Origin of the sequence: Secundilactobacillus paracollinoides (assembly GCF_001702155.1) — a bacterium.
GTDB classification, from domain to species: domain Bacteria; phylum Bacillota; class Bacilli; order Lactobacillales; family Lactobacillaceae; genus Secundilactobacillus; species Secundilactobacillus paracollinoides.
In genome coordinates, this window is the sequence record NZ_CP014912.1 from 497701 (window position 1) to 522840 (window position 25140).

The 25140-nt window shown below is 50.4% G+C and carries 18 protein-coding genes; 13 read left to right on the forward strand and 5 right to left on the reverse strand.

Annotation, left to right across the window (positions count from 1 at the left end):
- The first annotated feature begins 285 nt into the window (after positions 1–285).
- Together AYR61_RS15105 and AYR61_RS02010 are read left to right on the forward strand one after the other, a co-directional pair.
- A complete protein-coding gene (locus AYR61_RS15105; RefSeq protein WP_156319307.1) occupies positions 286–447 on the forward strand; it encodes a DUF6056 family protein in 162 nt (53 codons plus the stop codon).
- 21 nt (positions 448–468) lie between these two features.
- Positions 469–2580 (forward strand): DUF6056 family protein, encoded by a 2112-nt coding sequence (locus AYR61_RS02010; RefSeq protein WP_225356527.1) that lies wholly within the window; start codon positions 469–471, stop codon positions 2578–2580.
- 37 nt (positions 2581–2617) lie between these two features.
- Here AYR61_RS02010 and AYR61_RS02015 read toward each other — a convergent pair whose 3' ends face one another.
- The 3 genes from AYR61_RS02015 to AYR61_RS02025 form a co-directional block, all read right to left on the reverse strand.
- Positions 2618–3367: a LiaF transmembrane domain-containing protein gene (locus AYR61_RS02015; protein WP_054710275.1), complete on the reverse strand. Its 750-nt coding sequence runs from the start codon at positions 3365–3367 to the stop codon at positions 2618–2620.
- The gene (locus tag AYR61_RS02020; RefSeq protein ID WP_056987459.1) at positions 3364–3816 is read right to left on the reverse strand and encodes a LytTR family DNA-binding domain-containing protein; all 453 of its coding nucleotides are present in this window, start codon (positions 3814–3816) and stop codon (positions 3364–3366) included. Before AYR61_RS02020 ends, AYR61_RS02015 begins: the two co-directional genes overlap by 4 nt.
- A gap of 649 nt (positions 3817–4465) precedes the next feature.
- Positions 4466–4723 carry a type II toxin-antitoxin system Phd/YefM family antitoxin gene (locus AYR61_RS02025; protein ID WP_054710272.1) on the reverse strand — a complete coding sequence of 86 codons (258 nt, stop codon included), beginning with the start codon at positions 4721–4723 and terminating at the stop codon, positions 4466–4468.
- 598 nt (positions 4724–5321) lie between these two features.
- Here AYR61_RS02025 and AYR61_RS02030 point away from each other — a divergent pair.
- From AYR61_RS02030 to AYR61_RS02060, 7 genes are all read left to right on the forward strand, one after another.
- Entirely contained in the window at positions 5322–7346 is a 2025-nt protein-coding gene (locus AYR61_RS02030; protein WP_065901388.1) for an alpha-glucosidase, read from the forward strand.
- On the forward strand, positions 7346–8731 hold the full coding sequence (locus tag AYR61_RS02035; RefSeq protein WP_065901391.1) for an aldehyde dehydrogenase family protein: 1386 nt from the start codon (positions 7346–7348) through the stop codon (positions 8729–8731). Before AYR61_RS02030 ends, AYR61_RS02035 begins: the two co-directional genes overlap by 1 nt.
- A gap of 839 nt (positions 8732–9570) precedes the next feature.
- Positions 9571–11001 carry a glycoside-pentoside-hexuronide (GPH):cation symporter gene (locus AYR61_RS02040; RefSeq protein WP_065901392.1) on the forward strand — a complete coding sequence of 477 codons (1431 nt, stop codon included), beginning with the start codon at positions 9571–9573 and terminating at the stop codon, positions 10999–11001.
- 44 nt (positions 11002–11045) lie between these two features.
- The gene (locus tag AYR61_RS02045; protein ID WP_225356503.1) at positions 11046–11594 is read left to right on the forward strand and encodes a transaldolase family protein; all 549 of its coding nucleotides are present in this window, start codon (positions 11046–11048) and stop codon (positions 11592–11594) included.
- Between the two features lie 120 nt (positions 11595–11714).
- Positions 11715–12395 (forward strand): DUF4867 family protein, encoded by a 681-nt coding sequence (locus AYR61_RS02050; protein WP_065901394.1) that lies wholly within the window; start codon positions 11715–11717, stop codon positions 12393–12395.
- A 609-nt stretch (positions 12396–13004) separates the two neighbouring features.
- Positions 13005–14336: a hypothetical protein gene (locus AYR61_RS02055; RefSeq protein ID WP_065901397.1), complete on the forward strand. Its 1332-nt coding sequence runs from the start codon at positions 13005–13007 to the stop codon at positions 14334–14336.
- 308 nt (positions 14337–14644) lie between these two features.
- Entirely contained in the window at positions 14645–16285 is a 1641-nt protein-coding gene (locus tag AYR61_RS02060) for an NAD(P)/FAD-dependent oxidoreductase (RefSeq protein ID WP_054710256.1), read from the forward strand.
- 879 nt (positions 16286–17164) lie between these two features.
- Here AYR61_RS02060 and AYR61_RS02065 read toward each other — a convergent pair.
- Together AYR61_RS02065 and AYR61_RS02070 are read right to left on the reverse strand one after the other, a co-directional pair.
- Complete coding sequence (locus tag AYR61_RS02065; RefSeq protein ID WP_065901398.1) at positions 17165–18142, reverse strand: polyprenyl synthetase family protein; 978 nt, start codon at positions 18140–18142, stop codon at positions 17165–17167.
- 668 nt (positions 18143–18810) lie between these two features.
- Positions 18811–19677: a helix-turn-helix domain-containing protein gene (locus AYR61_RS02070; protein WP_056987462.1), complete on the reverse strand. Its 867-nt coding sequence runs from the start codon at positions 19675–19677 to the stop codon at positions 18811–18813.
- A gap of 452 nt (positions 19678–20129) precedes the next feature.
- On the opposite strand from AYR61_RS02070, the gene AYR61_RS02075 reads away from it, so the two are divergent.
- The 4 genes from AYR61_RS02075 to ltrA all read left to right on the forward strand — a co-directional run bounded on the left by AYR61_RS02075 (position 20130) and on the right by ltrA (position 24825).
- Entirely contained in the window at positions 20130–20603 is a 474-nt protein-coding gene (locus AYR61_RS02075) for a FeoA family protein (protein ID WP_054710245.1), read from the forward strand.
- 32 nt (positions 20604–20635) lie between these two features.
- A complete protein-coding gene (feoB, locus tag AYR61_RS02080) occupies positions 20636–22756 on the forward strand; it encodes a ferrous iron transport protein B (RefSeq protein ID WP_054710361.1) in 2121 nt (706 codons plus the stop codon).
- A 39-nt stretch (positions 22757–22795) separates the two neighbouring features.
- Positions 22796–22969, forward strand: coding sequence for a FeoB-associated Cys-rich membrane protein (locus AYR61_RS15110; protein ID WP_156319305.1), 174 nt, complete (start codon positions 22796–22798; stop codon positions 22967–22969).
- 473 nt (positions 22970–23442) lie between these two features.
- On the forward strand, positions 23443–24825 hold the full coding sequence (ltrA, locus tag AYR61_RS02085; protein ID WP_065900954.1) for a group II intron reverse transcriptase/maturase: 1383 nt from the start codon (positions 23443–23445) through the stop codon (positions 24823–24825).
- The last annotated feature ends 315 nt before the right edge of the window (positions 24826–25140 follow it).

Here is a 25140-nt window from a genome sequence, read left to right on the forward strand (position 1 = left end):
GACTATCAGTGGAATGGAGCAATTTGGCACGGAGCAGTGGTGTCGATGTTACTTAATGGGCGTGGGTCTCGGCCATTTAGTAACATGCGAGACGATGGAGATCCATTCGAGAGCTGCGCAGCAGAAATCGAATTAGCTTCATCGCGAGCCACTCTCGGTGGCGTGCCAAATCGCGCAATGCAACGAAAAGCAATAACCAAACAAAAGCTATACGTCAGCACGTCAATACAGCATGGTAAAATAAATATAATGTCAACATTAATAATTGAATTCAGGGGAATCAACATGACTAAACAACAATCTAACAAGGTGTTACGGGTCGCCTTGAAGATCGGCGGATTTGCCATTATTGTGTTTTTTGTCTACTTCTTATTTAAACAGTTAAATGATTTAACAGGCTACGCGGCCGACGACTATCTCTACCACTTCTTCTTTCGCGGCGAGTGACCGACCAAGCACCTCAGCGGCATCCACAATCTATGGCAATTGCTGCACTCCATCCAGATCCATACGCGGATCAACAACGGCCGCTTCGTTGCCCATACCGGCGTCCAGTTGTTTATGCAGCTGCCAAAGGCCGCATACAACGTCGCAAATTCAATCGTGTTCATCCTAGTTGGCCTACTGATTGATATCCACGTTTTCGGCAGTTTCAAAAAATTGCGCGTCAGTTATTTTGCCCTCACCTTTGCGTTGATGTGGTGGTGCCTGCCCGACTACGGAACATCGATTCTCTGGCTATCTGGCGGGTTCAACTACCTTTGGGTGGCGCTCATCTATCTGAGCTATTTACTGCCATACCGGTTCAACTACCACGCAAAACATCCGCGGCTCATACATCCGCGGCTCATGTTTGTGGGTATGCTGGTGCTTGGGTTCCTCGCCGGCGGTACAAACGAAAATACGGCCCCACTCACCATTTTCGTTGCCTTGGCGCTCACTCTTTATGACTGGTCACGCTCAAAGGGCCAACTCGCCTGGAAATGGACGGGTGGCCTGGCCGGTGCCTGCAGTTTCTACACCGTGGTCATGTCGGGCAGCAAACAAATCACCAAACGGGGCTCACAGTTTGAACTCAGCAACATTGTAGCCTTCACGCTGCACTATTCCGGCGCCATCATATTGTTCACCGCGCTGTTTCTGGCCTACATGTACTGGCAGCATCATACCTATGGACACACGTTTAAATGGAAAGATAACCGTAACTATTTCTCAGCTCTCTTCTACTTTATTGGTGGCCTGCTGGGGATCATGGCACTAGTCGTTTCACCAGAAATCGTCAGCCGGGTATTTTTCGGCCCCAATATTTACTTCATCACCGCCATTTTGATCCTGTTTTACGACCACGCCCAGTTGCGGCGGTGGTCACTACTCGATCGCCTCACCCCAGCCCTGGCGGCGGGCGTGATGTTGTTTGCCGGTATTCCGGGCTACAATGCCGCTGTCAGCTCGCTGCGGACTTCATACGGGTACTGGAAGGCTGGCGACACCATTTGCCGGTACGACGCCGCCCACCACATTGCGCACGCCAAGGTGCCGGGGATGCAGCCGGTGACCAACAGCCACAACGTTTACCGGACGCAGACCTACGTGAGTCCCGGCAAGCCGACCAAACAGTGGTTCAACGTCTGGATGGCGGCCTACTACGGCGTGAAAACGGTCACCGTGGACAATGGGCTGCCACCCGCAAAAGTACCTCTGAATAAAAACGGCATTGCCTGGCAAACCCAACACGTGCTCACACTGGCGTACCATGGCTGGACGAGCCTCATCAAGCCGATCACTGCCAAGGCAGCCACGACGGAAAAGGCCACCATCCGCTACGTCACCGCATCCGGCAAGCAAGTTGGCACAGAAACCATTAGTGGCACTGCCGGCAGCAGCTACGATATCAGCCACGCATCAGTCACTGGCTACAAAACGCTAGCCAGCAGTCCCCAGTCTTACACGTTTACGACTGCCAGTAACCAGACCGTTACCGTCACAGTCAAGGATGTGGGCGCCAACGCGACGGCCACGATCCTGTACAAGGTTGAGAAAACGGTTAAAATTGTCGGTCGGGAGCCCATCAACGGCCGAGTTGGCGAGACCTATGACATTAGTAACGGCTCAACGACTGGCTATACGACTAATGAAAAGAACAAAGAATCTTACCGTTTCACCAAGGCGGCCGACCAAACCGTCACGCGCTGGGTGCACCCTGCCTCACAGGAAATCACGATCGACTTCATACACAACGGCAAGGTCGTCCGGACAGCCAAAAAGGCTGCGGAAACTGGCAGCACATTTAGCGTATCAGCACCGTTTGGCTACCGGCTTGCGCCTCACCAACGGTCGCGGTTCACCGTTCCGAAACAGGGACTTGGCACTATTCAAGTTAAGGTGCAACGCCTCAAACTTTGGCTTCGGTTGTTGAAGAATGGCAATCTGCAATTGTTGCTGATTGGCATCATTGCGTTCCTCGTCTGCGATAATTTCGTTGCGATTCGGCAACGGCGGAATAGGGATGATCTAGCGCTGTCGGAAAAACTGTTGGGTGATTTAGAAGATGAACAGGACAAGCTTCGTAAAAACAACTAAAAAACGCCTCATCGTCATGATGGGCGTTTTTTGTTACCTATAGATAATGCACATTCACCCCAGACAGCGCCGCATTCCCGTTCAAATAAACGGTCACAGGATTACCGCCGCTATCGTCTCCCTGGGAAACACCCCCAAGAAACGCTTCAATATTATTGACGACATGCCAGGTATGCGGGAAATAGAGGTCAACGCCGCTCAGATGGGCGTCGATGTTCACGGTGAGGTCACCGGCCACAATCGTTTTATCGAAGTACACTTTGAGGCCGGTCGCATACGCGTAAATATTGACCTGCTTGAGATTATTTGACTGGATGTACCGCACCGAACTGCTCATCCGGCTATCGATATTGACCTCAGCCTGGTCATCCGAAACGGTCTCCTCATCGACTTCATTGCCATAACCGCCGTGATGATGCCGCCGCACCTGCGCTTGGTGGTGCCACTCGCGCCACTGCTGTTGCTGCCAGTGATGTCTTGGATGAAAGATGATCGACAACCCGATCCACAACAGCAGGGCAATGCCCAGAATCGTCCACGGTACCAACTGCGTGATGCCCAGCGGTGTCGCGTACAGGATGCCCAGGAACGCCAGAGAAAACAAGATCCCGCCAATCGACCACATGATCAAACTCTCGATCAAGGCGCCCGCCAGAAACAGGGTGGCGAGAATGCTCCAAAAACTCAAGTGGTAAGAAATCAAATTCAGTTGACTGGCACCCAACAGGATGGCGCCGAGGATGAAGAACGTCCCCCAGAACCAGTTTTTATTTCGTAATCGTTTCATCGTCGTTCCTCCAAACGTGCCTTTAACGGCTTGTAATATTTGCGTGAGACATAGACCTGTTTTTGGGAATGCTGAAATTCCACCAGGCTATTTGAAATGGAGTGGGTCAGCGCGAAGATCTTCGTCGTGTTTAAAATTGCTGACTTGGAGATTCGCATAAAAGTCGCTGGCAACAAATCTTCCAGTTCATACAGGCGGTAGTGAATCTCAAAAATATCATCCACCGTATGCGCATTGATCTGCCGGTCCTCCGTCTCAAAGAAAAGGATGTCGTTGACGTCGAGGTAGTATTCCGTGTCACCCTTAAAAAACCGCAGCTGCGGCTGAACCTTATCAGCCGCCTGAAGCTGTTGCGACAGGCGCTTAACATCAGCGTCATAGACCGGCGTGCGGATCACAATTTCTTTGTCGGTCAGGCGATCATCAATTTCAATGCGGACTCTTGTCATGTGCGGCTCCCCTCCATGGCTCTTATTAAACCCTTTAATTGCGGGCTTGGCAACGATTCTTGCGTAAGTGGGTCAATAGTTATCGTAAGTGGCACGTTTTTCTTGATAACCGTCTGTTTGGAATAATCAAAAAGTGCCCAAGGGAGCTTTCCATTGTTAGGTGATAGTCCGTTACATTCCGCAATTTGGCACTCCGCTGAAGTGGCTCGCCACAGCTCCGTGCCAAATTGCTGCATTCCACTAATGTTGAGCTTACTTTTCAGATAAGTTAAGCATCACATTAGCTTTAAACCAAGTTTGAAGAGAATCCGCCCTCGACTGCTTGTCAGATACTAGGCAGTAATGCTTCTTACGATGGACTGGTTAACAATCACGATTAAGTTACTGGCTTCATATCGCTGCTATGAACGCTTATTTCATATATTCGGGCTTTCAAAGATCGTCGCGTAATGGCGCCATTCTACCTTGTCGAAGCACCCCACCTCGTCTTGCAAGACCAAACAGAGCAACGAAGTAACATGTCAGCACTATTTGAGTCACCAACATTAAAAAAACCTTGTCCAAAACCAACTCACTATTGGTCACGGGCAATTGACACGATTATTCGACTCCAATGTTTAACTTTAGGTGTTTCCTCGAAAACAATCGCTTACAGGTCATCCCAATTCAAATCATCCGCATTAGTAACCCCTGAGTTGTCCTGTTGTCGTTCGAAAACTTTTTGTAACGTCCCATTGTTTGCCAGTGCCAAGGTTTCAGTGATGCTATCCCATTCAGTTTTAGAAATGATTACAGCTGGTTTGGACTCATCCGTTGCTGTTATGAATACAGGGTGTGCTGTTTCATTCACTTGTCTAATAATTTGCAGCAGGTTGTGTTTAGCTTCGAAGACAGTGTAGGTCTGCATGTTATGAGGTCTCCTTTGTTATCCATTCTTCTTTCGATTTTATTGTATCAAACATGTATCGTTCTGGTGATCAGATGACTTGGGTACTACCGTTATTCAATCGAATTTTGTTCTTTTCTACTGATACCATAATAAATATAGTCAGTATCAGTCATTAATTATTAACTGTCCTTTTCTGTAACTATCGTTAAATTCGATGACTGTCATGTAGATTGCAATTCGTAAAATACTGATTCAGCCTTTAATCATCGTCTAAAAATGTGGTTGTATTTGCCCTTTTTAGGCGTTTTTTTGTTGGGGTGTTTGGCATTTTTCTTGGGTAATTTGGGTGATATTTATTTTGTATCTGTGATATTTGGTTTTTGTATCACTGGTTGGTGGAAATGGCGGTATTTCGGGGATCGTGGCGGCCTTTCTTGGCCTCATAGCCTAAACGTGCTCCGCCCCTTAACCGGCTCGCTCCGCACTCTTTCCTTTAAGTTCCATTTAACCTCCAATCGCTATATTACTAACCATCGCAAAACCCTTACCCATATCTACACTTAAAATCACAAAAAACTTATCATCACGACACAAAAACCAACCATGGAGGTGGCCTATGATTTCTACTTCTCAACAAGCTCCACTCACCTTTTTAAACAACACCCTGTTTTACCATGACCTGCCGCTGCTTCGTGAGACGGCCGCTTCGCCGATCGTCTTTATTGGCCGCGGGGACGCCGACGTTGCCATGTACCAAGGTAACTTTGAGCTTAGCGACACGCTGGCCGCTAAGCTGCCGTTGACCCTCACCGATCACCGTGTTACTGAAGACGACATTCAGCTCACGTTTAGTTTTCAGGGCGATGCTTACCTTGAGCTCACCTGTTTTCTCGACGCAGCTGACCGGCTCGTCATCAAACCTACCCTATTAAAGGACGGCTGGAATCGCTTCTGGTTCCGGTTAACGGCCGACAAGGACGAGCACGTTTACGGGTGCGGTGAACAACTGTCGCACCTGGACCTGCGCGGCCGCCACTTTCCGTTATGGACGTCCGAACCCGGCGTTGGCCGCAACAAGCACACGCTGACGACCTTCCAGGCGGACCAGACCCACTCTGGCGGCGACTACTACACCACGAACTACCCAGCGCCCACGTTTATTTCGACCCAGATGTACTACTGTCACGTGGCCAGTTACGACTATGCCGACTTTGATTTTCAAAATGACGACTACCACGAGCTGCAGTTCTGGGGCTTACCGCTGTCATTGACGTTTGATACCGCCCCGACCTTTCCCGAGTTGATTACAAAATTAACCAGCCTGGTCGGCCGCACAACTGGGCTGCCCGATTGGACCAACAACGGGCTCATTCTGGGCGTGCAGGGCGGCACCGACCGCGTTTCGGAGATCACTGACCAGCTCAAAGAAAACGACGTGGCGCTTGCCGGCATCTGGGCGCAGGACTGGGAAGGCATTCGCATGACCAGCTTTGGCAAGCGGCTCTACTGGGACTGGCGTGCCGATGACAACCTGTACCCCAACCTGACGACGTCCATTAAACAGTGGCAGGACCAGGGCATCGCGTTTCTCGGCTACATCAACCCCTACATCGCAAACGACACCCAACTGTTTGCGGATGTGAAGGACCTGGGCTATTTCGCTAAAACGCAGACTGGGGACATCTACCTTGTTGACTTCGGCGAGTTCCTTTGCGGCGTGGTCGATTTCACGAACCCGGACGCGTTTGACTGGTACAAGGACCTCATCAAACAGCGGCTGATCAGCACTGGCATGAAAGGTTGGATGGCTGACTTCGGCGAGTACCTGCCCACCGACGTTGTGTTGTACGACCACTCCGACCCGATGGTGATGCACAACAAGTGGCCAGTCCTTTGGGCGCAATGCAACTACGACGCCGTTAAGGAAGCTGGGTTGACCGACCAGATCATGTACTTCATGCGCGCTGGCGGCACTGGCAGTCAGAAGTACGCGCCGGTGCTGTGGGCGGGCGATCAGAGTGTGAACTGGAGTCTGGACGACGGGCTCGCCGCAACGATTCCGGCCGCCCTGTCCGCTGGTTTGACCGGCAACAGCATTTCCCACAGCGACATCGGCGGCTACACCAGCCTGTACGGTAACATCCGCTCGCGCGAACTCTTCATGCGCTGGGCCGAGATGGCCGCCTTCACCCCACTGATGCGGACGCACGAGGGTAACCGACCGGATCAGAATTTTCAGGTCTACGACGATTACGATGCCTCAGTGCATCTCGCCCGGATGACCCAGGTGTTTAAAGCCCTGACCCCGTACCGGAAAATAATCGCGGCGCAGGCGGTCAGCGAAGGCTTGCCGATGCAGCGGCCGCTGTTCATGCACTATCCAGACGATGCCGGCACCTACGACATCCAGTATGAATACTTACTTGGCCGCGATCTGTTAGTGGCACCGGTGTACCGGCCTGGCAAGCAAACCTGGTCGACCTACCTGCCCGAAGACAACTGGATCCACCTCTGGACCGGCGACCGTTTTACTGGCGGTGACACCGTTGAAGTCAGTGCACCGCTGGGTCAGATCCCCGTTTTCTACCGCGCCGACTCAGAATTTGCGGCCTTATTTGAAAAGATTGGAGCAGAATACTAATGAATTTTAAGATCGTCAACCCCTATACAGGCAAGGAAATTGCCGCCTACCCCGTTAACAGCACCGAGGATATCAGCGATGCGCTGGACCGTGCTGACAAGTACTTCACTTTCCAGCGCCGCCACACGTTTGACCAGCGCGCCCAGCAGTTGGGTGAGATTGCGAAGGCCTTCCACGACAACGCTGAGGTCCTCGCAAAAACGGCCACGGAAAACATGGGCAAGCGCTACACCGAAGCCTTGGCTGAAGCGAACGCTGCCGGCAACATTGCCCAGTACTATGCGGATAACGGCCCCAAGGCGCTGACGCCAAAGCCCTACACCTACTTGGGCGATAAGCAGGCGCAGATGCAGTACGAATCGACCGGAATCGTGTTCGCCATCGAACCCTGGAACTTCCCGTACACCCAGGTCATGCGGGTGTTCGCGCCAAACTTCCTGTTGGGCAATCCGGTCATTTTAAAACACGCCCCGATTGTTGCTGGCTGCGCGGATCAGTTTGAAAAGACCGTCTACAGTGTCATGCACGCGCACGGTGGTTTCCAAAACTTGTTTTTGACCAACGACCAAGCCGCCGCCATCATCGCCGACGACCGCGTCCAGGGCGTAGCGTTGACCGGCTCGACCAAGGCAGGCCGAATCGTCGCCAGTGAAGCGGCCCAAGCCCTCACCAAAACGACATTGGAGCTCGGCGGCAACGATGCGTTCGTAGTCCTGCCGGATGCCGATATTGACCAGGCAGTCGCTGACGGCGCCATTTCCCGCTTGCGGAATGCGGGGCAAGTCTGCACCTCAGCCAAGCGGTACATCGTGACTGAAGCCAACGCGGACGAATTTGTCACTAAGATGAAGACCACGTTTGAGCAACAAGTCCTCGGCGACCCCATGGCGGACGACACCACCATCGGCCCAATGTCCTCCGAACGTGCCCGCGACCAGCTGCAGCTGCAAGTCGACACCGCCGTTGAACACGGTGCTGAGATCCTGGTTGACGGTGGTGCGCAGAAGGACCGCGATGGGTTCTTCTTTAAGCCAATGCTGCTGGGCAATCTGAAGCCCGACAACCCCATGTACGACGCCGAATTCTTCGGTCCCGTCGGCCAGGTGCACATTGCGAAAGACACCGACGAAGCCATCCAAATCGCCAACGACACGCAATGCGGCCTCGCGGGTGCCGTTTATTCCCAAGACCTCGACGAAGCTAAGCGCGTCGCCGACCAGCTCATCACCGGCCAGCTCATCACCGGCCAAATCTTCCTCAACCAACCCTCCAACGGTTACCCTGAACTGCCATTCGGCGGCGTGAAGTCCTCCGGTTACGGACGGGAAATGAGCGATCAGGCGTTGTATGAGTTTGCGAACAAGAAAATGATTGCGCGGGGATAGGGATAGTGATTGAGGCCGTGGCATTCCGTGAATCTGGGTGGTTAAGATTTGCTGTAACTGGCGTTCTGTTCTGTGTGGCTGGTTGGCGTAGTGGGTCGCTACGGAGCTATTGAATTTCTTGGCAGAAATTCAAGGATCTCCTCCGACTCCCATGGTTATAAGCGAGGAAAGAACCCTCGCTAACAACCATCGACACCACGCCAACCAGCCAGATTCACGCCACGTCACTGACATTCAGCACCATAAATTCTTAACTGAAGTATCGAAACTCAGTTAACCCAAGTTCGCAGATTATCCGCCCTCGACTGCCCCGCCACCGCATGTTCCGGTGATGCCTCGGTCATGGTGAGTAAAGGGCACGGCATAAACTGTGTTGACTTGCTCATAGCTATGCATGTCCTTGTTGCACACGCTGTTCACGACAAATAGTGGTAAATCATTCAACACCCAATCTTAAGTAGCATTCATTGCAATCACCATCATCTACGGTAACAGTAGGTATCATATCGTTACCTCACTTCCGATGACTCGCAGTCGAGGGCGGATAATCTATGAACCGGCTTTAATTCCGATTCGATACTTAGTCTCCGTAATTATTATCTTCAAAGTGAGTGGAATGGAGCGATTTGGCACGGAGTTGTGGTGTCGATGTCACTTGGTGGGCGAGGGTTTCGGCCACCTAGTGACATGCGAGACGATGGAGATCCATTCGAGAGCTGCGCAGCAGAAATCGAATTAGCTTCATCGCGAGCCACCACAACGGAGTGCCAAATCACGCAATGCAACGGACTAAAAAGACAATATAAAAACTGAAACCTAAGAGAGAAGGCTACACTTAAATGGATTCTACAGAAACAAAAGCAGCAACGGCGCAGAATGAGACAGCACCAAGAATGGTGACGTTGCGAAATAAGATCGGCTATGCCGTGGGAGATATGGGGAATAACTTCCTGTTTGATATGGGACAGTTGTACCTGTTGAACTACTTTACAGATCAGGTCGGCCTGCCAAGTGCCGCTGCTGGGACGGTGTTCCTGGTGGCAAAGATCTGGGACGCGTTTGCCGATATGGCAGTGGGGACGTGGATCGATAATCGAACCAACATTACGAAACGGGGCAAGTTCCGACCGTTTCTCCTGTGGGCTGCGATTCCCCTGGCGCTGTTGCTGATTGCTAACTTCAGTACGCCAAACTTCTCAGTGACCGGTAAACTCATCTGGGCCTACATCGCCTACATGCTGTTTGGGACCTGTTACAGTATTTCAAACGTGCCGTTCGGGTCGATGATCCCAACGATGACGCGAAATAGTCAGGAGCGGTCGGAACTAGCGTCCTGGCGGCAGGCTGGCTCCAACATGGGGCTGATGATTGCCACTATCGGGTTTATGCCGATTGTTGAAGCGCTGCCGAACCAGAAGATCGGCTACTCGATCGCCGTCGTCATCTTCGCCATCGTCGGCGTGCTGGCGCAGTGGTATTCCTACGCCAACATTAAGGAAAATTATTCGGCGCCTAAGAAGGAAAAGGTCAGCAAGGCCGAGCTCAAGAAATCATTTAAAGCCCTCCTGCGTAACAAGCCGCTGATCACGCTGAGTTTCGTGAACCTGTTTACGTTCTCCGCCTTTAACCTCAAGCTCACCGTCCAGGTCTACTACTGTAAGTACATTCTCAAAGATATGACCGCTGAATCTTGGCTCGGCTTCTTCAGTATCGGCATGGTCTTCGTGTCCGTGCTGCTGGCACCCATTTTAACGAAACGGTTCGATAAAAAGTACGTCTACATGATGGGCTGTGCCATCTGGGCCATCGCGGACATTCTCGGCTTCTTCTTCGCCAGCAACACCTTCCTGCTGGTCTTCTTCACCAGCATCGCCTACCTTGGCGACGGCTTCACGAGTGCGCTGAACTGGGCACTTGTGTCCGACTGCGTGGAATACGGCGAGTGGCAATCCGGGATTCGGACTGAAGGCATGGTCTACTCATTCTTCACCTACTTCCGGAAACTCTCCCAAGCCATTGCTGGGTTCCTGCCCGGCATCGTGCTGGCCTGGGTCGGCTACGTGCCAGGTGCAACACAGACCGCAACCGCGCTCATGGGGATTCGGGGGCTGATGTTCATTTACTCGGCTGTGCTATCGATTGCCACCATCATTTTGATGTACTGGGCCTACTCCCTGACTGAAAAGAAGTACAGCAAGATCGTGACGGACCTGCTGAAACGTCGCGGTTCCGAGCAAATTGCCGAACCCGTTATCGAAGAATCCAACTAAATTGTCTTCACTGTTTTTAAAACTTGAAAGAAGGATCATTACTAATGAAATACTTTTTAGATAGTGCCAAGTTAGACGAAATCAAAATTGCTTACGAGCAATACGGCTTTGACGGTGTGACCACCAATCCAAAGCACATCATGAACAGTAGGAAGCCGTTTAAAAAAGCCATCCAAGACATCGCAGACTACGTGGCTGACAAACCAGACTTCCCCGTATCTGTGGAAATTAACCCGCACCTGGACAACGCCGACGACATGGTTGCGTATGCCAAGGACATCAGCGCCATTTCAAAGAACTTTGTCATTAAAATTCCAACCAACAAACAAGGCATCATTGCGGCCCGCCGGTTGGAAGCGCAGGGCATCCGCACCAACATGACCCTTGTGTTCTCAGCAGCGCAGTCGATCATGCCCGGCAAACTTCACGCCAAGTACGTTTCCCCATTTGTCGGCTGGCGCGAAGATTACGGTGACGACGGGTTATCCTACGTGAAGGACATCGTGGACATCTATAAGACTTACAACTTTGACACTGAAATTATCGTTGCCGCAATTCGGACCGCTAAGCAGTTGGGACAGGCCGCCATTTAGGGTGCCGACATCGTCACCTGCGCTCTGTCCGTTTACGAGACCAGCTTTACCAACCCGTACACCGACCTCGGCCTCAAGACATTCCAAGACGCCTGGGACAACACGAAAACGGAGTAGCCTATGACAACACTATCTGACCTGCAACACACCAACCCTGACGTGACGATCAAAACCGTCACCGACCCAGAATTTTCCCAATTTGGCCAAGTCATCGACCTGCCCTTTCAAGCCAACCTGTTAAATACGTTAAACACGCAAACGGTCATTCCGGCGACCGGCAACCAATACGCGAGAAATGACCCGCAGTTCTTAAATGACACCCAGCGCCAACAGATCGCGCGAAATTTCTACGGCGAGCAGCCCATCGAAATTGGCTACTGCAACGGTCACAGCAACCAGCTCAACGCGTTTGAGTTTCACAACTGTTCCGAACTCAACTTAGCCGCCACCGACTTCGTTTTGTTTTTCGCTGAACGCCAGAACCTCGTTGACAAACGATTGAAGTCCAGTAAGGCCCACGCCTTCTTCATTCCGCAAGGTACCGCTATCGAAGTCTACCCCACCACGATGCACTTCGCACCATGCGCGGTCGACTCGGCCGGTTTCAAGTGCCTTGTCGTTTTAACTGACGGCACCAACAGCCCACTTGCTTCCAAACGCAAACCAGACGACCTGTTATTCCAACGTAACAAGTGGCTGCTGACCCATCCGGAGAACTTACGGATGGTGAACAACGGTGCGTTTGTTGGGCTTTCTGGGATTAATACGACGATCAACCCAGTTGTCGAAGATAGACTGTAACGTTCGCTGCGTTGCGCCGGTCGGCCCTGCAGGCTGTAATGGGTCGCTCCGGAGCTATTGAATTTCTTACCAGAAATTCAAGGATCTCCTCCGTCTCCCGTGTTTGTAGGCGAGGAAAGGACCCTCGCCAACAGACACCGACACGACTGCCTGCAATGCCGACCGGCTCCACTCCGCTAATACTTGCTGAATTAGGCACCTATCAGTTAACTCTACGTTAGATCAACAAGAATATCGCATCCTGTATATTCACCGCGTTATCCATTCGCACAAGTCATTAGGTTAACTGCTGATAGTTAACCAGCAGTCGAGTGCGGATAATCTGCGAACCGGCTTTAATTCATATTTGATACTTAACCTATTTAAGCAGATAGCCCAACGTGAGTGGAATGGAGCGATTTGGCACGGAACCGTGGTGTCGATGTCACTTGATGGCCGTTCTTTGGCCATTTAGTGACATGCGAGACGATGGAGATCCATTCAGATGGCGCACAGCGACAGCTGAATTAGCTTCATCGCGAGCCACCACAACGGAGTGCCAAATCGCGCAATGCAACGGAATACTATCCAATCTAAAAAATTTAAAACGAGAAGAGGAGTACTCAATCAATGTCTCAAATCTTATATTTACCAGTTGTCCGGCGAAAGTTTGATGCTAAGTCGGCGGAAACGATTATGGCAACAACGAAGAAGATTCTTGCTAAGTATGATGTGCTTGAACCGAAAGATGCGCTGGGCGACCCAACGGAACTGAGCAGCTACCTCGGTAGTATCCACGATAAAGCAATTAGCGGTATCATTTTCCAAAACACAACGTTTACCGATGCTGAATTTATCCAGCTGGTTCACCGGTACTACCCAACGACGCCAATCTTACTCCTGGCGCCGCGCGAACCAAGCGTCCACGGCTGGCTACGGTTTAACGCGCTGACTGGCATCATGAGTTCTGGCAACTATCTGGCAAGTCAGCATCATCCGTTTGAACACCTCTACGGCAACCCAGATGAATCGGCCGTCCAAAATAAGATCAAGGTGTTCGTCGAAGCTGCCCAGGTCAAATCAGATCTGGCTGCGTTAAACATTGGTGTGGTCGGCACCTACCCGCCTGGTTTCTTCTTCTCAGACGCCAATGCAGACGAACTCGCGCAAACGTTTGGTACCACGCTGAAACATTACAATATCGACGACGCGTTCGACGCTGCCGAAAAAGTCACCGGCGAGGATTACGACGACCAGCTAGCGTACGCCGACGCGCACTTTGACGGATTGGACACCAAGGCGGATGAAACCACCCGCTACGTCAAGTTTGCGACCCTGATGCGCCGTTATCAGAAACAGGATAACCTCGGTGCCCTGGCTTCCCGCTGTTGGCCAGACTTTTTCGACAAGTATCACAGTGCGCCCGGTGCCGTGTGGTCCCAGCTTTGTGACGAGCAATTGCCAACGGCGATGGAATGTGATATTCACGGTGCGCTATCGATGTACGTCCTGCAACAGCTGACACCGAACCGCGATGCCGTTTTCCTTGGCGACCTTTCCAGCATGGATCCCGAGGACAACTCCATCACGACTTGGCACGACTACGGCGCCTTCTCGCTGGCGAACCCAAAGTACGGCGTGAAGGCCAGTGTTCACCCGAACCGCAAAATGCCGGTCAGCCCGGATATGGTATTGAAACCGGGTCAGGTCACCATGTTGCGGGTGCACTGGAACGCCAAGGACGGCTACTCGCTGGCCATTACCAGTGGCGAGGCCGAGGACGTGGAACCGCAGTTTAATGGCGCTTCCGGCCGAATCAAAATGACCGAGGATGTGACTGACCTTGTTGACCAGTTTGTCAGCCACGGTTATGAATCCCACTTCGCGCTGGTCTATGGCGATTATCGGGATGATCTGGTTCAACTGGCGAAGTTGTTGAATTTTCCTTACGATTTGTATTAAATGCAAAAAAAATGGAACTGCTCTCTGCAGATTCCGTTTTTTTGTGCATTTTTTCTTTGATATTCTCAATAAGATAGTCAACAAGGTATTTATAATTTTGGCATACACCTTTCAAGTGAATTCAATCAGGTCATTCCCTATGATTAACCTTTTCCAAACAAACAGCAGGTCGCCCCTGTCGCAATTGACTTGTGAACCACAATATATGGGCGTGTTTCATTGAAGTAATAGCGGTAATTGATTATAATAAGTGTTATTAATTTATAATTATTCTATATTATTTTACTGAATCAGGGGGGAATCATTTCATGAGTAAAAATATCGTTGTCATCGGCGCCGGATTTGCGGGGGTCTTAGCAACCAAGAAGTTGGCTAAGCAGTTCAAGTCTAACCCCGACGTGACCATTACCTTAATCGACCGTCACTCCTACTTCACTTATCTGACCCAGTTACACGAAGTTGCCACAGAGCGGGTCCAGCCCGATGCTGTGCAGTATGATTTGGAAAACCTGTTCCATAAGCAACGCAACGTTCAACTGGTCACCGACACCGTGTCACAGATCGACACTGATAAGAAACTCGTGATTGCCGAAAACGACACCTATCCATTTGACAGTCTCGTCATCAGTCTTGGTGGTGAACCAAACGACTTCGGCACCCCTGGTGTTGCTGAAAACGGGCTGACGTTGTGGTCCATGGAAGACGCTATCAAACTGCGTGACCACATCAACACCATCATCCGCGAAGGTGCCATCGAACGCGATCCTGTGAAGCGCGCTGCAAAACTAACGCTGGTTGTCTGTGGGTCCGGCTTCACCGGTGCTGAAACGGTCGGCGAGCTTATCGATTACCGCAAAGTTTTGGCAAAAGAAAACAAACTGGATCCAGACGAAATCAAGATCATCATGGTCGAAGCTGCGCCAACCATCACCAACATGTTGGACCGCACCAACGCCGCCCATGAAGAAGCTTACCTGAAGAAAAACAATGTTGAAATCCGGACAGAATCCATGATTACTAAGGTCAACCCAGACTCCGTTGAGATCAAGGACCAAGACCCAATCCAAACGAACACGCTGATCTGGACGGCCGGTGTGAAGACCAACCACATCGCTGATGAATTCGGCATTGAAGCTGGTCGTGGCGGCCGGTTAGTCGTCAACCACTTCCTGCAAGCACAGGGGCTAGAAGACAAGAGTGTCTACGTCGCCGGTGATGACGCCAACGCAACGGAAGACGGTGCTGAACGGGCCGTCCCACAGACCGCACAAGAGGCTGAAAACGAAGCCCTGATCATCGCTAAGAACGTTGCGGCTGACATCAACGGCACCCAAAACTACACCATCTTCACCGACAAATCGATGGGCTTGGCTGTTTCCTTCGGTGCCCGCTACGGTATCGCGCAGGTTTTTGGCGGCAAACGTGTTCGTGGGTGGTTTGCAACGATCATTAAGCACTGTACAAACTTCCTCTATCTCATGCGGATCGGCTCTGGCTACTACTTTTTCAAGTACCTGTTGGATGAATTCTTCCGCACAGCAAACGGCCGGACAGTTTTCGGCTACCACACCTCACGGCAATCTAACGTACTGTGGTCAGTACCGTTGCGGTTATTCTTTGGACTTGGGCTGTTCATTGATGGCCTCGCCAATGTCAACGGCACGATGCCGTGGCTCATTTCCGGACAGGGATGGATTGCCTACTGCGAACTGATCCTCGGTTGTCTCATCTTCCTTGGCTTAGGAACTTGGACCGCGAACCTGCTGATCATCATCGGCTTCTTCGTCTTCCTGCACACCTGGGCCACCAGCTGGGTCCTCTTCGTCGCCCTCGCCTTAATGAACGGCTCCGGCCGCAGCATTGGCCTGGACTACTGGTTCGTCCCGTGGTTACAAAAAACTTGGGCTCGCAGTCGTTATGGTGAACCAAAATCAATTTACAAGAAATAATCGATATTAAGAAGAACCTGAGAAATCATTTCTCAGGTTCTTCTGTTTTCTATTGCCACTTCGTTCCGCCGGTCGGCCCTGCAGGCTGAGGCAAAAGTGTGGAGCAGGCCGGGTAACTCCCGGAATGTAAGGCGACTTTGTCGGAAATTCCGGTCTTGAATTTCTGGCAAAGTTGCCTTACACAGTAGGGAGTTGGCCTGCGGAACACGTTTCCGCAATGTGAACTAGAAATTCAAGGATCTCCTACGGCTCCACTACGCTAACAGTTGTGGTGAATATTACGTGATGTCGAATTCCCAAAGTTTGTCCCATCGTTGGTGAATCACTATTAGTGATCTTCAACACCAATTCAGCAGACCTAGGTTCGCACAATATGATTGACCTGCAGTCGAGTGCGGATAATCTAGGAACTGGCATTGACTGTATTGCAATACTTAGCAAGTATCAATAATGAGCTCACAGTCAGTGGAATGGAGCGATTTGGCACGGAGTTGTGGTGTCGATATCACTTGGTGGGCGCGGTCTTCGGCCACCTAGTGATATGCGAGTCGAATGAGATCCACTCGAGAGCTGCGTAGCAGAAATCGAGTTAGCTCATTCGCGAGCCACCACAACGGAGTGCCAAATCGCGCAATGCAACGGACTAAACAGTATTTCTCGGCAACATAGCTGAAACGCGTTCCGGAAAACTGAGGGCTACTGCCTAAGCAATTCTGACAAAAATACCAAACCCGGGTATTTCTATCAGAGTTGCTTAGGCTCCGCCCTCAAACCGTTTTCCTCCACGCTCTACAACGGAGTGCCAAATCGCGCAATGCAACGAACACAGAACGCAAACAAAAACCCCTGCCAAATTTGGCAAGGGGTATTTCATATCAATTATTGGTTCCGCGTCAGCAGCCACCGCGTTAACCGGTCAATGTCCTGTTTGACAGGAACATCAGGTAAACTGCTGATGAGGTCAAGGGCCTGTTCGGTGAACTCGGTTGCCCGGGCTTTGGCCAGTTCGACACCTTTGTTTTCAATGACAAGCCGCTGCACTTCAAGCACGTCGGCATCCGTCATGTCTTGTTTCTTTTTCAATAATGGCTTAAAGACCTTTGGTGACTGTTGTAGTGCCAGAATCAAAGGCAGTGAGTAAACACCCGACTTCAGATCTTCCAAGACAGGTTTGCGCGTTGCCTTCTCGTCGCCATCGTAATCCAAAATGTCATCCATGATCTGGTAGGCGCGGCCGATAGTCAGCCCAATTTGGCCAGCCAGCGTCGCCACGGCCTCCGAAGCCCCCGCTATAGCGGCCCCTTGATGACAGCTTAACCAGAACAGTACCGCCGTCTTACCCGTGATCTCGTTTAAATACTCGCCCTCGCTCACGTTGAACCGGTAGTTAAGATCCATTTGATCAAGCTCGCCCGTTAGGATCTCGCGCATGCTGTTGATCTGAAGCTTCAACACTGCCGGATCAGACGAGGCCTTCAAGACTTCATTGAAGTACGCGGTGAACAAATAATCGCCAGCGTAAATGGCATTTCGTGAACCGTACTCCGTTTGAATCGTCTTCACACCACGCCGTAACGGTGACCGGTCGATGACATCATCGTGAATCAACGTTGCCACGTGCAGCAATTCAAGCGACGCTGCGCCTGCGCGAAGCCGGTCATCGTCATGCTCATCGCCAAACTCACTAAATAAGTAGAAGAATCCCGGTCGCAGCAGTTTACCCCCAGCTGACAGCAATTGGGTAATCTTCACGTGAATGCGTTGGTTCGGTAAGGTAATCACCTTTAATAAGTATGGTTGAAGTTGTGTGAGTTCTTTTTGCACCTGTGGAAACTGGCGCCAAAGTTTACGAACCATGGTGCACCCCTCTTACTCTCGTTATACACGATTCACCATCGCGGCAGCTCGTGTTTTGACTCCTAGTTTAGTTTGCAGCCTCACAAGATAAGGCCGCCTGGAAAGTATAAAATAATAATTCAAGTTTAACATATTTTCAGAATATTTATGGCAGTTGTGTGTGACTCTGGCAAAAAAATATTTGGTGGTGTCGGTTTTTGTTGTGGGCAGTAAAAAAGGAGGGCTGGCCTCCCGGGTTTGGTGCGGTGTTTTGAGTGTTTTTGATTTGGGTGAGGTGTTTGCAGAATACTCCCTTGCGGCGTGCTTTGAGTTCACATTGCTGAAATGTGTTCCGCAAGGCGAGACTAACGTGTAACCGACTCTGGTCTATAAGTCAGACCCTGACTTTTCTGCTGCTTGGCCTTCGAGTAATTTTGGCGACGTGCTCCACTTTCACCGTGCCGAAACGTGTTCCGCAAGGCTGAGGGCTACTGCGTAAGCAACTTCCGGCACAAAATCCAGGACCGGGATTATGCTTTTGGTCCTCCAAGTAGTTCTTGCGACGTGCTTTGATTTCACATTGCCGAAACGTGTTCCGCACGGGGCTAACGTGTAAGGGACTCTGACAAAAAATCCAGGCCCGGGATTTTCCGTCAGAGTCCCTTACACACCGCCCCTAACCCGCCTTGCTACACACTCTGCTCCTCAAAACTCTCAATCTTCTCAATCAACTTATAATTATGATTCAACCTCGAAAACGCCTTGGCGTCATTCAACTCTTCAATGATCTGCGCCTCGTCGCCATTTCTTGCCTTCAAGTTTTGCGCCCTCAGGAAGCAGATCTTTGCGATGTAGTACGTGACGCGCTTATCTGAGCACACGTCATAGCCGTAGTTCAGCAAACCGTCGCTCGTTTTGTAGTCGCCGATTCGGTTATAGTATTCCGCCGTGTAATAGATCATGTTTAGCGCGCGCCAGATGGCCTTGTTGCTATTTAAAAGGAGCTTTTGCAGGTCATCAAAGACCTTTTGGAAATAAAATTCCGCCTTTTCGTTCTCATTGTTGCGACTGTACGCGACCCCGCTGCCCGTATAAGCAAGCTGGGAGTAAATCGTTCGGTGCTCGTTATCCAGATCATTTAAGATCATATTGAAGTAGTACAACGAATCGGAAATGGGCTCATCCGTTAACGCCGTCAGATACCCCTTGATAAAGAAGTACTGCATTTTGCCTTCATCTGATAAATGGTCAAAACTAATTCCATCCAGGTCAGCCAAGGGACTCTCGTATTCACTTGTAATCAACTTAAATTCAGCTGTGTCTAAAATATGGTGGACTTCCAATTTAGCCGGTTGGTTGATTGGGAACACATCATCGAGTTTTAAACCCAGACGTGCGCACAGTTGTACCAAAATTCTAACAGCTGGTGTGCGGCCGGAGCTCTCAAACTTGCTTAACGTTGCCTGGGTACAAATACCCTCGCACAGTTCGGCCTGGGACATGCCTAACGCCTTACGTGCGTTAATAAACCGTTCAACATTCATTTTATTCACCATTCCATTTTTAGTTTAAATAGTCGTCCGCCGTATATTTTGTCGGCTAATTATTCCTTATCCACTGTCTATTTTAACAAATCGGGCACGAAAAATGCCATGTAGTCCACCCTTCAAGTCAATTTTTCTTAACTATTGAGTATCACTAGAACTGCATCGCATCACGATTCGGCACCCACTTCGTTTTCCGCAACTGTTATTCTTATCACAATTCTTTATATAATTCAGAATTATTACCACGAAAAAACTATGCCAATAAAGTATCTAGTGTTAACATACCGCACTTTTAAATGAAATAAAAGCCTATTATACTGCTTGTTAAATATATTCCATTTATCTATATTTAGGGCAATTCCCTAGTGTCTAAAATGGGGATATTGGAATATAATAGATACTAATTATTTGAATACTAACCAGATTTTAATTTAATGGTGGATCACTGGAGGCATATGACGATGGAAGCACTCTCCGAACTAAAGAACCGCGGCAAATACATTATTATTCAGGTCTTAGGCGACAAGAAGCTCGTTCGGCACTTATCCGAAATGGGCATGATTGCCGGTAAAGCCGTTACCGTGGTCTCTGTTTCCGCTGAATCTTCCGGCATGGTCATCTTCTTTCAGGGTCAGCGCTTAGCCATCAGTCTCGACATTGCCCAACGTATCGTTGTTCGCAGCGTTAACGAAAGTGATCCGGCCAAACTCAAGCCGCTCGCTGAATTCAAGGTCGGCATGTCCGGCATCGTCCGGAAAATGGTCGGTGACCGGGCGTTACGGCGCCGGCTCATGGACATGGGGCTGACCAACAACACCATGATCAAAATCAACCAAGTTGCTCCGCTGGGCGATCCAATCGAATTGCTTGTGCGCGGATACAAACTCAGTCTCCGGAAAGCCGATGCCAGCTGTGTGTTACTAGAAGAGGTGTAACGATGGAAATGGACATGAACATGGATATGAAGATGGACAAGACAGACCTCGCCCTCATTGGCAACCCTAACAGTGGCAAAACCACGCTGTTCAACGCGTTAACGGGCACCAATCAGCACGTCGGTAACTGGCCGGGCGTCACGATCGATCGCAAGAGCGGCAAGCTCAAGCATGATGAAGATTATGACATTCAAGATCTCCCGGGCATCTATTCCCTGTCCCCTTACAGTTCAGAAGAGATCATTACCCGAAACTACCTGCTGGAAGAACATCCCGACGAAGTCTTAGACGTCGTGGATGCCACCAATCTAGAACGTAACCTCTACCTCACACTGCAAGTCATGGAAACTGGCACCCCGCTTATCATCAGCCTGAACATGATGGACCTGTTAAAAAAACAGGGTAACCGGACCATTAATTTAAAGAAACTTTCCTATATGTTGGGCGTACCAGTGGTCAGCATCAGCGCCCTGCGGAAAGAACATATCGATAAACTGGTCAATAAAGTCAAGGACGCAAAGGAACATCCGATCTGTTACAGCTATCCAAAGTACGATGCCCGGCTCGAGTCCGCCATCGACATGATCACCAAACAGATCAAGAATGTCGTTTCCGAATCCCAGCAGCGCTGGTTCGCCATTAAGCTGTTTGAGCGTGACGAAGAAATCGGTAACCTCATCGAACTCACCGATGCGCAACAAGCCGAAATTGACGGCATCATCAAAGACACCGAGAAAATCTTCGACGACCACAGCGATAGCATCGTTGTCAACGCTCGCTACGACTTCATCGCGCGAGTCATCAACATGTGCGTGGTCGATACCGATGACTTCACCGAATCGATGAGCGATAAACTAGATAAAATTGTCACCAACCGCTTCCTGGCCCTGCCCATTTTCGTCATGGTCATGTGGGTGGTCTACTACCTGTCCATTCAAACGGTAGGCACCATCGGCAGTGACTGGATGAACGACGTGTTATTCGGTAAATGGATTCCAAACGGCGCCACCGCTGCCTTAACAGCCTTACATATTGCCCCCTGGCTCAAAAGTCTCGTGGTTAACGGGATCATCAACGGGATCGGCTCCGTCCTTGGCTTCTTGCCGCAGATTATGATGCTGTTCCTCTGTCTGGGCATTCTTGAGGACTGCGGCTACATGGCGCGGATCTCGTTTGTCATGGACCGGATCTTCCACCGCTTCAACTTATCCGGAAAATCCTTTATCCCCATGCTGATTGCAACTGGCTGCGGCGTTCCCGGCATCATGGCGACCCGAACCATCGAAAGCGAAAAGGACCGCCGGATGACCATTATGCTGACAACGTTCATGCCCTGTTCGGCAAAACTCACCGTCATCGCGCTGGTCAGCGAGACCTTCTTTCCAAACAACACCTGGGTCGCCCCTTCCGCCTACTTCATCGGCATCCTCACCGTTATCGGCTCCGGGGTCTTCCTCAAGAAAACAAAGATGTTCAAAGGCGCCCCAGCCCCATTTGTCATGGAACTGCCCGCCTACCATTTTCCAAAGGTCAGCAACCTGGTGCAAAGCGTCTGGCTGCGGGCCAAGTCTTTCATCATCAAGGCCGGCACCATCATTTTTCTTTCCTGTGTTGTGATCTGGTTCCTGTCCAACTTCAACTGGCAGCTGCAAATGGTCGACCAAAACCACAGTATTCTCAGAACACTTGGTTCCCTGATTGCACCAGTCTTTGCCCCACTTGGATTCGGTGACTGGCACGCCACCGTGGCTGTCCTCGCCGGTCTGATTGCTAAGGAAAACTGCGTCGGCACCCTGCACATCACGTTTGGCGCCGGCAGCTCCAGTGCCGCATTTGCCAGCGTTCTGCGCGGGTATTACACCCCAATGGCTGGTTACGCGTTTCTCGCCTTCAACCTTCTGTGTGCCCCTTGTTTTGCCTCTATCGGGACCATGTACAAGGAGTTCGGCGACACCGGCTGGACCTGGCGGGCGGTTGGCTATCAAACCCTAGTGGCCTACATGGTCGCCGTTGTGATCTACCAATCCTCGCTGGTTTTCACCCACGCTATCGCACCCGTTGGTTTGATTATGGGCATCATTGCTCTTGCGCTGATGATTTACGGCGTGTTTATCAAACGTGAAAGTCATCAGTATCAGCTCACTCTGGATTAATTCGATCGTCACCTCAGTACCAGAAAGGTCGTCTCGCCCATGTCAACACTCATTCTTGCCGCCATCATCTTTGGCGCTGTCATCTACATCACCTACCTGCGTTTCTTCAAAAAGAACCATTCAGGCGGCTGTCACGACTGTGAAGAAGTCGGCTGTCCCCTCGTCGATCAAGCGAAAATGATGCAACGCAATAACGCTAAAAAAACGGATTAACATGTTTGCCCCTTGTCTTGTGCAAGGGGCTTTTTTTGGTGCGCCCGGCATGGGCGCCAACTAGACGGTGAAAGTCCGTTGCGGGCCGTAGTAGTCGGAACCGCAAGTCAATGACAAGGGTGTCCATCGTGAGGTGGAATCTGAAGGAAGTCGGCGACAAAGTACCGCATTGATGTACAAGAATCAGCTATAAGGCTGTGTTGGTCGGACGAGGTTGCCAAACAAACCAAAGTCCAATACTACTCGAGGCCATCGCAGTAAAGCTGGCAATGACATGGTACGAAAGTGGGCGTTCTTACCCGGGGAGGCCTGTATCGTACGTTCCCGACAAGAGGCGCGCTAAGCGCCACAGGAACAAACATCGCAGTGATGTGGTGCAGAACGATACAGGAGTCAGCCGAGGCCATAGTAGTGGTATCTGCCACGAAGGGCTGAACAATAATAGGTCATCATTGATATTGGAGGTGGAGACAGTGCAACAACCGCAGAATACAGAAAAAGCTGACCGCCGGCGGACAGTAGGACTGGAAGCCCAAGAACAAGTCGGGGTGCGTAGCACTGACTCTGGTGAAAATACGATGATGAACGGCACTAAGTTTCAAGAGTTAGTCTTAGACCGAAATAACCTGAACGAGGCTTATCTTCGCGTCTGCAGAAACAAAGGTGCAGCAGGACTAGACGGAATGACCGTTGACGAACTGTTGCCCTACTTGAGGAAACATAAACAGGAATTACTGCAAGCTTTACAAAACGAGACCTATCGGCCTCGTCCCGTTAAGCGGGTTGAAATTCCAAAACCTAATGGTGGTAAACGCAAGCTCGGAATACCAACTGTGATTGACCGACTTGTTCAACAAGCCATGGCGCAAGTCATGGTGCCAACATTTGAGCGTGTCTTCTCAGATAATAGTTTTGGGTTCCGACCGAATCGAAGTGCTAAAGATGCCATTGATAGAGTGGTTCAGTTCTACAATCAGGGCTATCACTATGTCGTGGATCTCGATTTAAAAGCATACTTCGATACGGTCAACCACGATCTGCTTATTAAATTTATTGAGCAGTATATTACGGATCCATGGATACTGCATCTCATTCGTCGCTTCCTAACCAGCGGTGTCATGAATGGTGGTCTATTTGAACGAAGTGATAAAGGCACCCCTCAAGGTGGCCCCTTATCGCCACTTTTGGCTAACATTTATCTCAACGAACTGGATAAGCTGTTAACTTCCAGAGGTCATAAGTTTGTCCGCTATGCGGACGATTGTAATATTTATGTCCGAAGCAAACGTGCTGGAGAACGGGTTCTGACTAATGTTACTCGCTTTCTTGAAGGCGACCTAAAGGTCACCGTCAATGAGGACAAGACATCAGTAAGTTCGCCTCTGCGGGCCAAGTTCCTGGGATTTTCCTTGGGGGTTGGTCGAGGAGGTGCGTATGCGCGACCTGCTTGGCAGGCCAAGCAACGCATCAAGTCTGCACTCAGGAAAATGACCAAGCGCAATCGGGGCGTTTCGTTAAACCTGGTGTTTAACGAGATTCATCAAAAGATGCGTGGGTGGTTACAGTACTATTCGGTCGGGAAAATGACCAATTTTATCCGTCACTTAGACGAATGGTTGCGAGCAAGGATTCGCCAGTATATTTGGAAACAGTGGAAGAAGCTCAAAACAAAGGTCAATCATCTTGTAAAACTGGGGCTTTCTGGCACCAGTGCTTATACAATGGCCAATACCCGTAAAGGTTATTGGCGAACTGCGCATAGCAAGACATTGACCTATACTCTGACAAACAAAAGACTGGAACGCCTTGGACTCATCAATATGAGCAAGACACTCCAGTCAATACAAAGTGCTTAAATTATTGAACCGCCGTATACGGAACCGTACGTACGGTGGTGTGAGAGGTCGGTAATTGAATTAATCAATTACCTCCTACTCGATTAGTCTGCAGAATCAGGGGCGGTTAAGGAGTTGCACCCTGTCGCTCTTTTAGGCTACGAAAGAATCGTGCTGAATGTAAAGCAGTTAATAGTCCGTTGCATTCCGTAATTTGGGACTCCACTTACATTGAGCCTACTTTGCCTTCTAGTTAAGCATCAAAATCACATTAAACCAAGTTTGAAGAGAATCCGCCCTCGACTGCTACCAAGCCCATCAATAGCAATGCTTCAC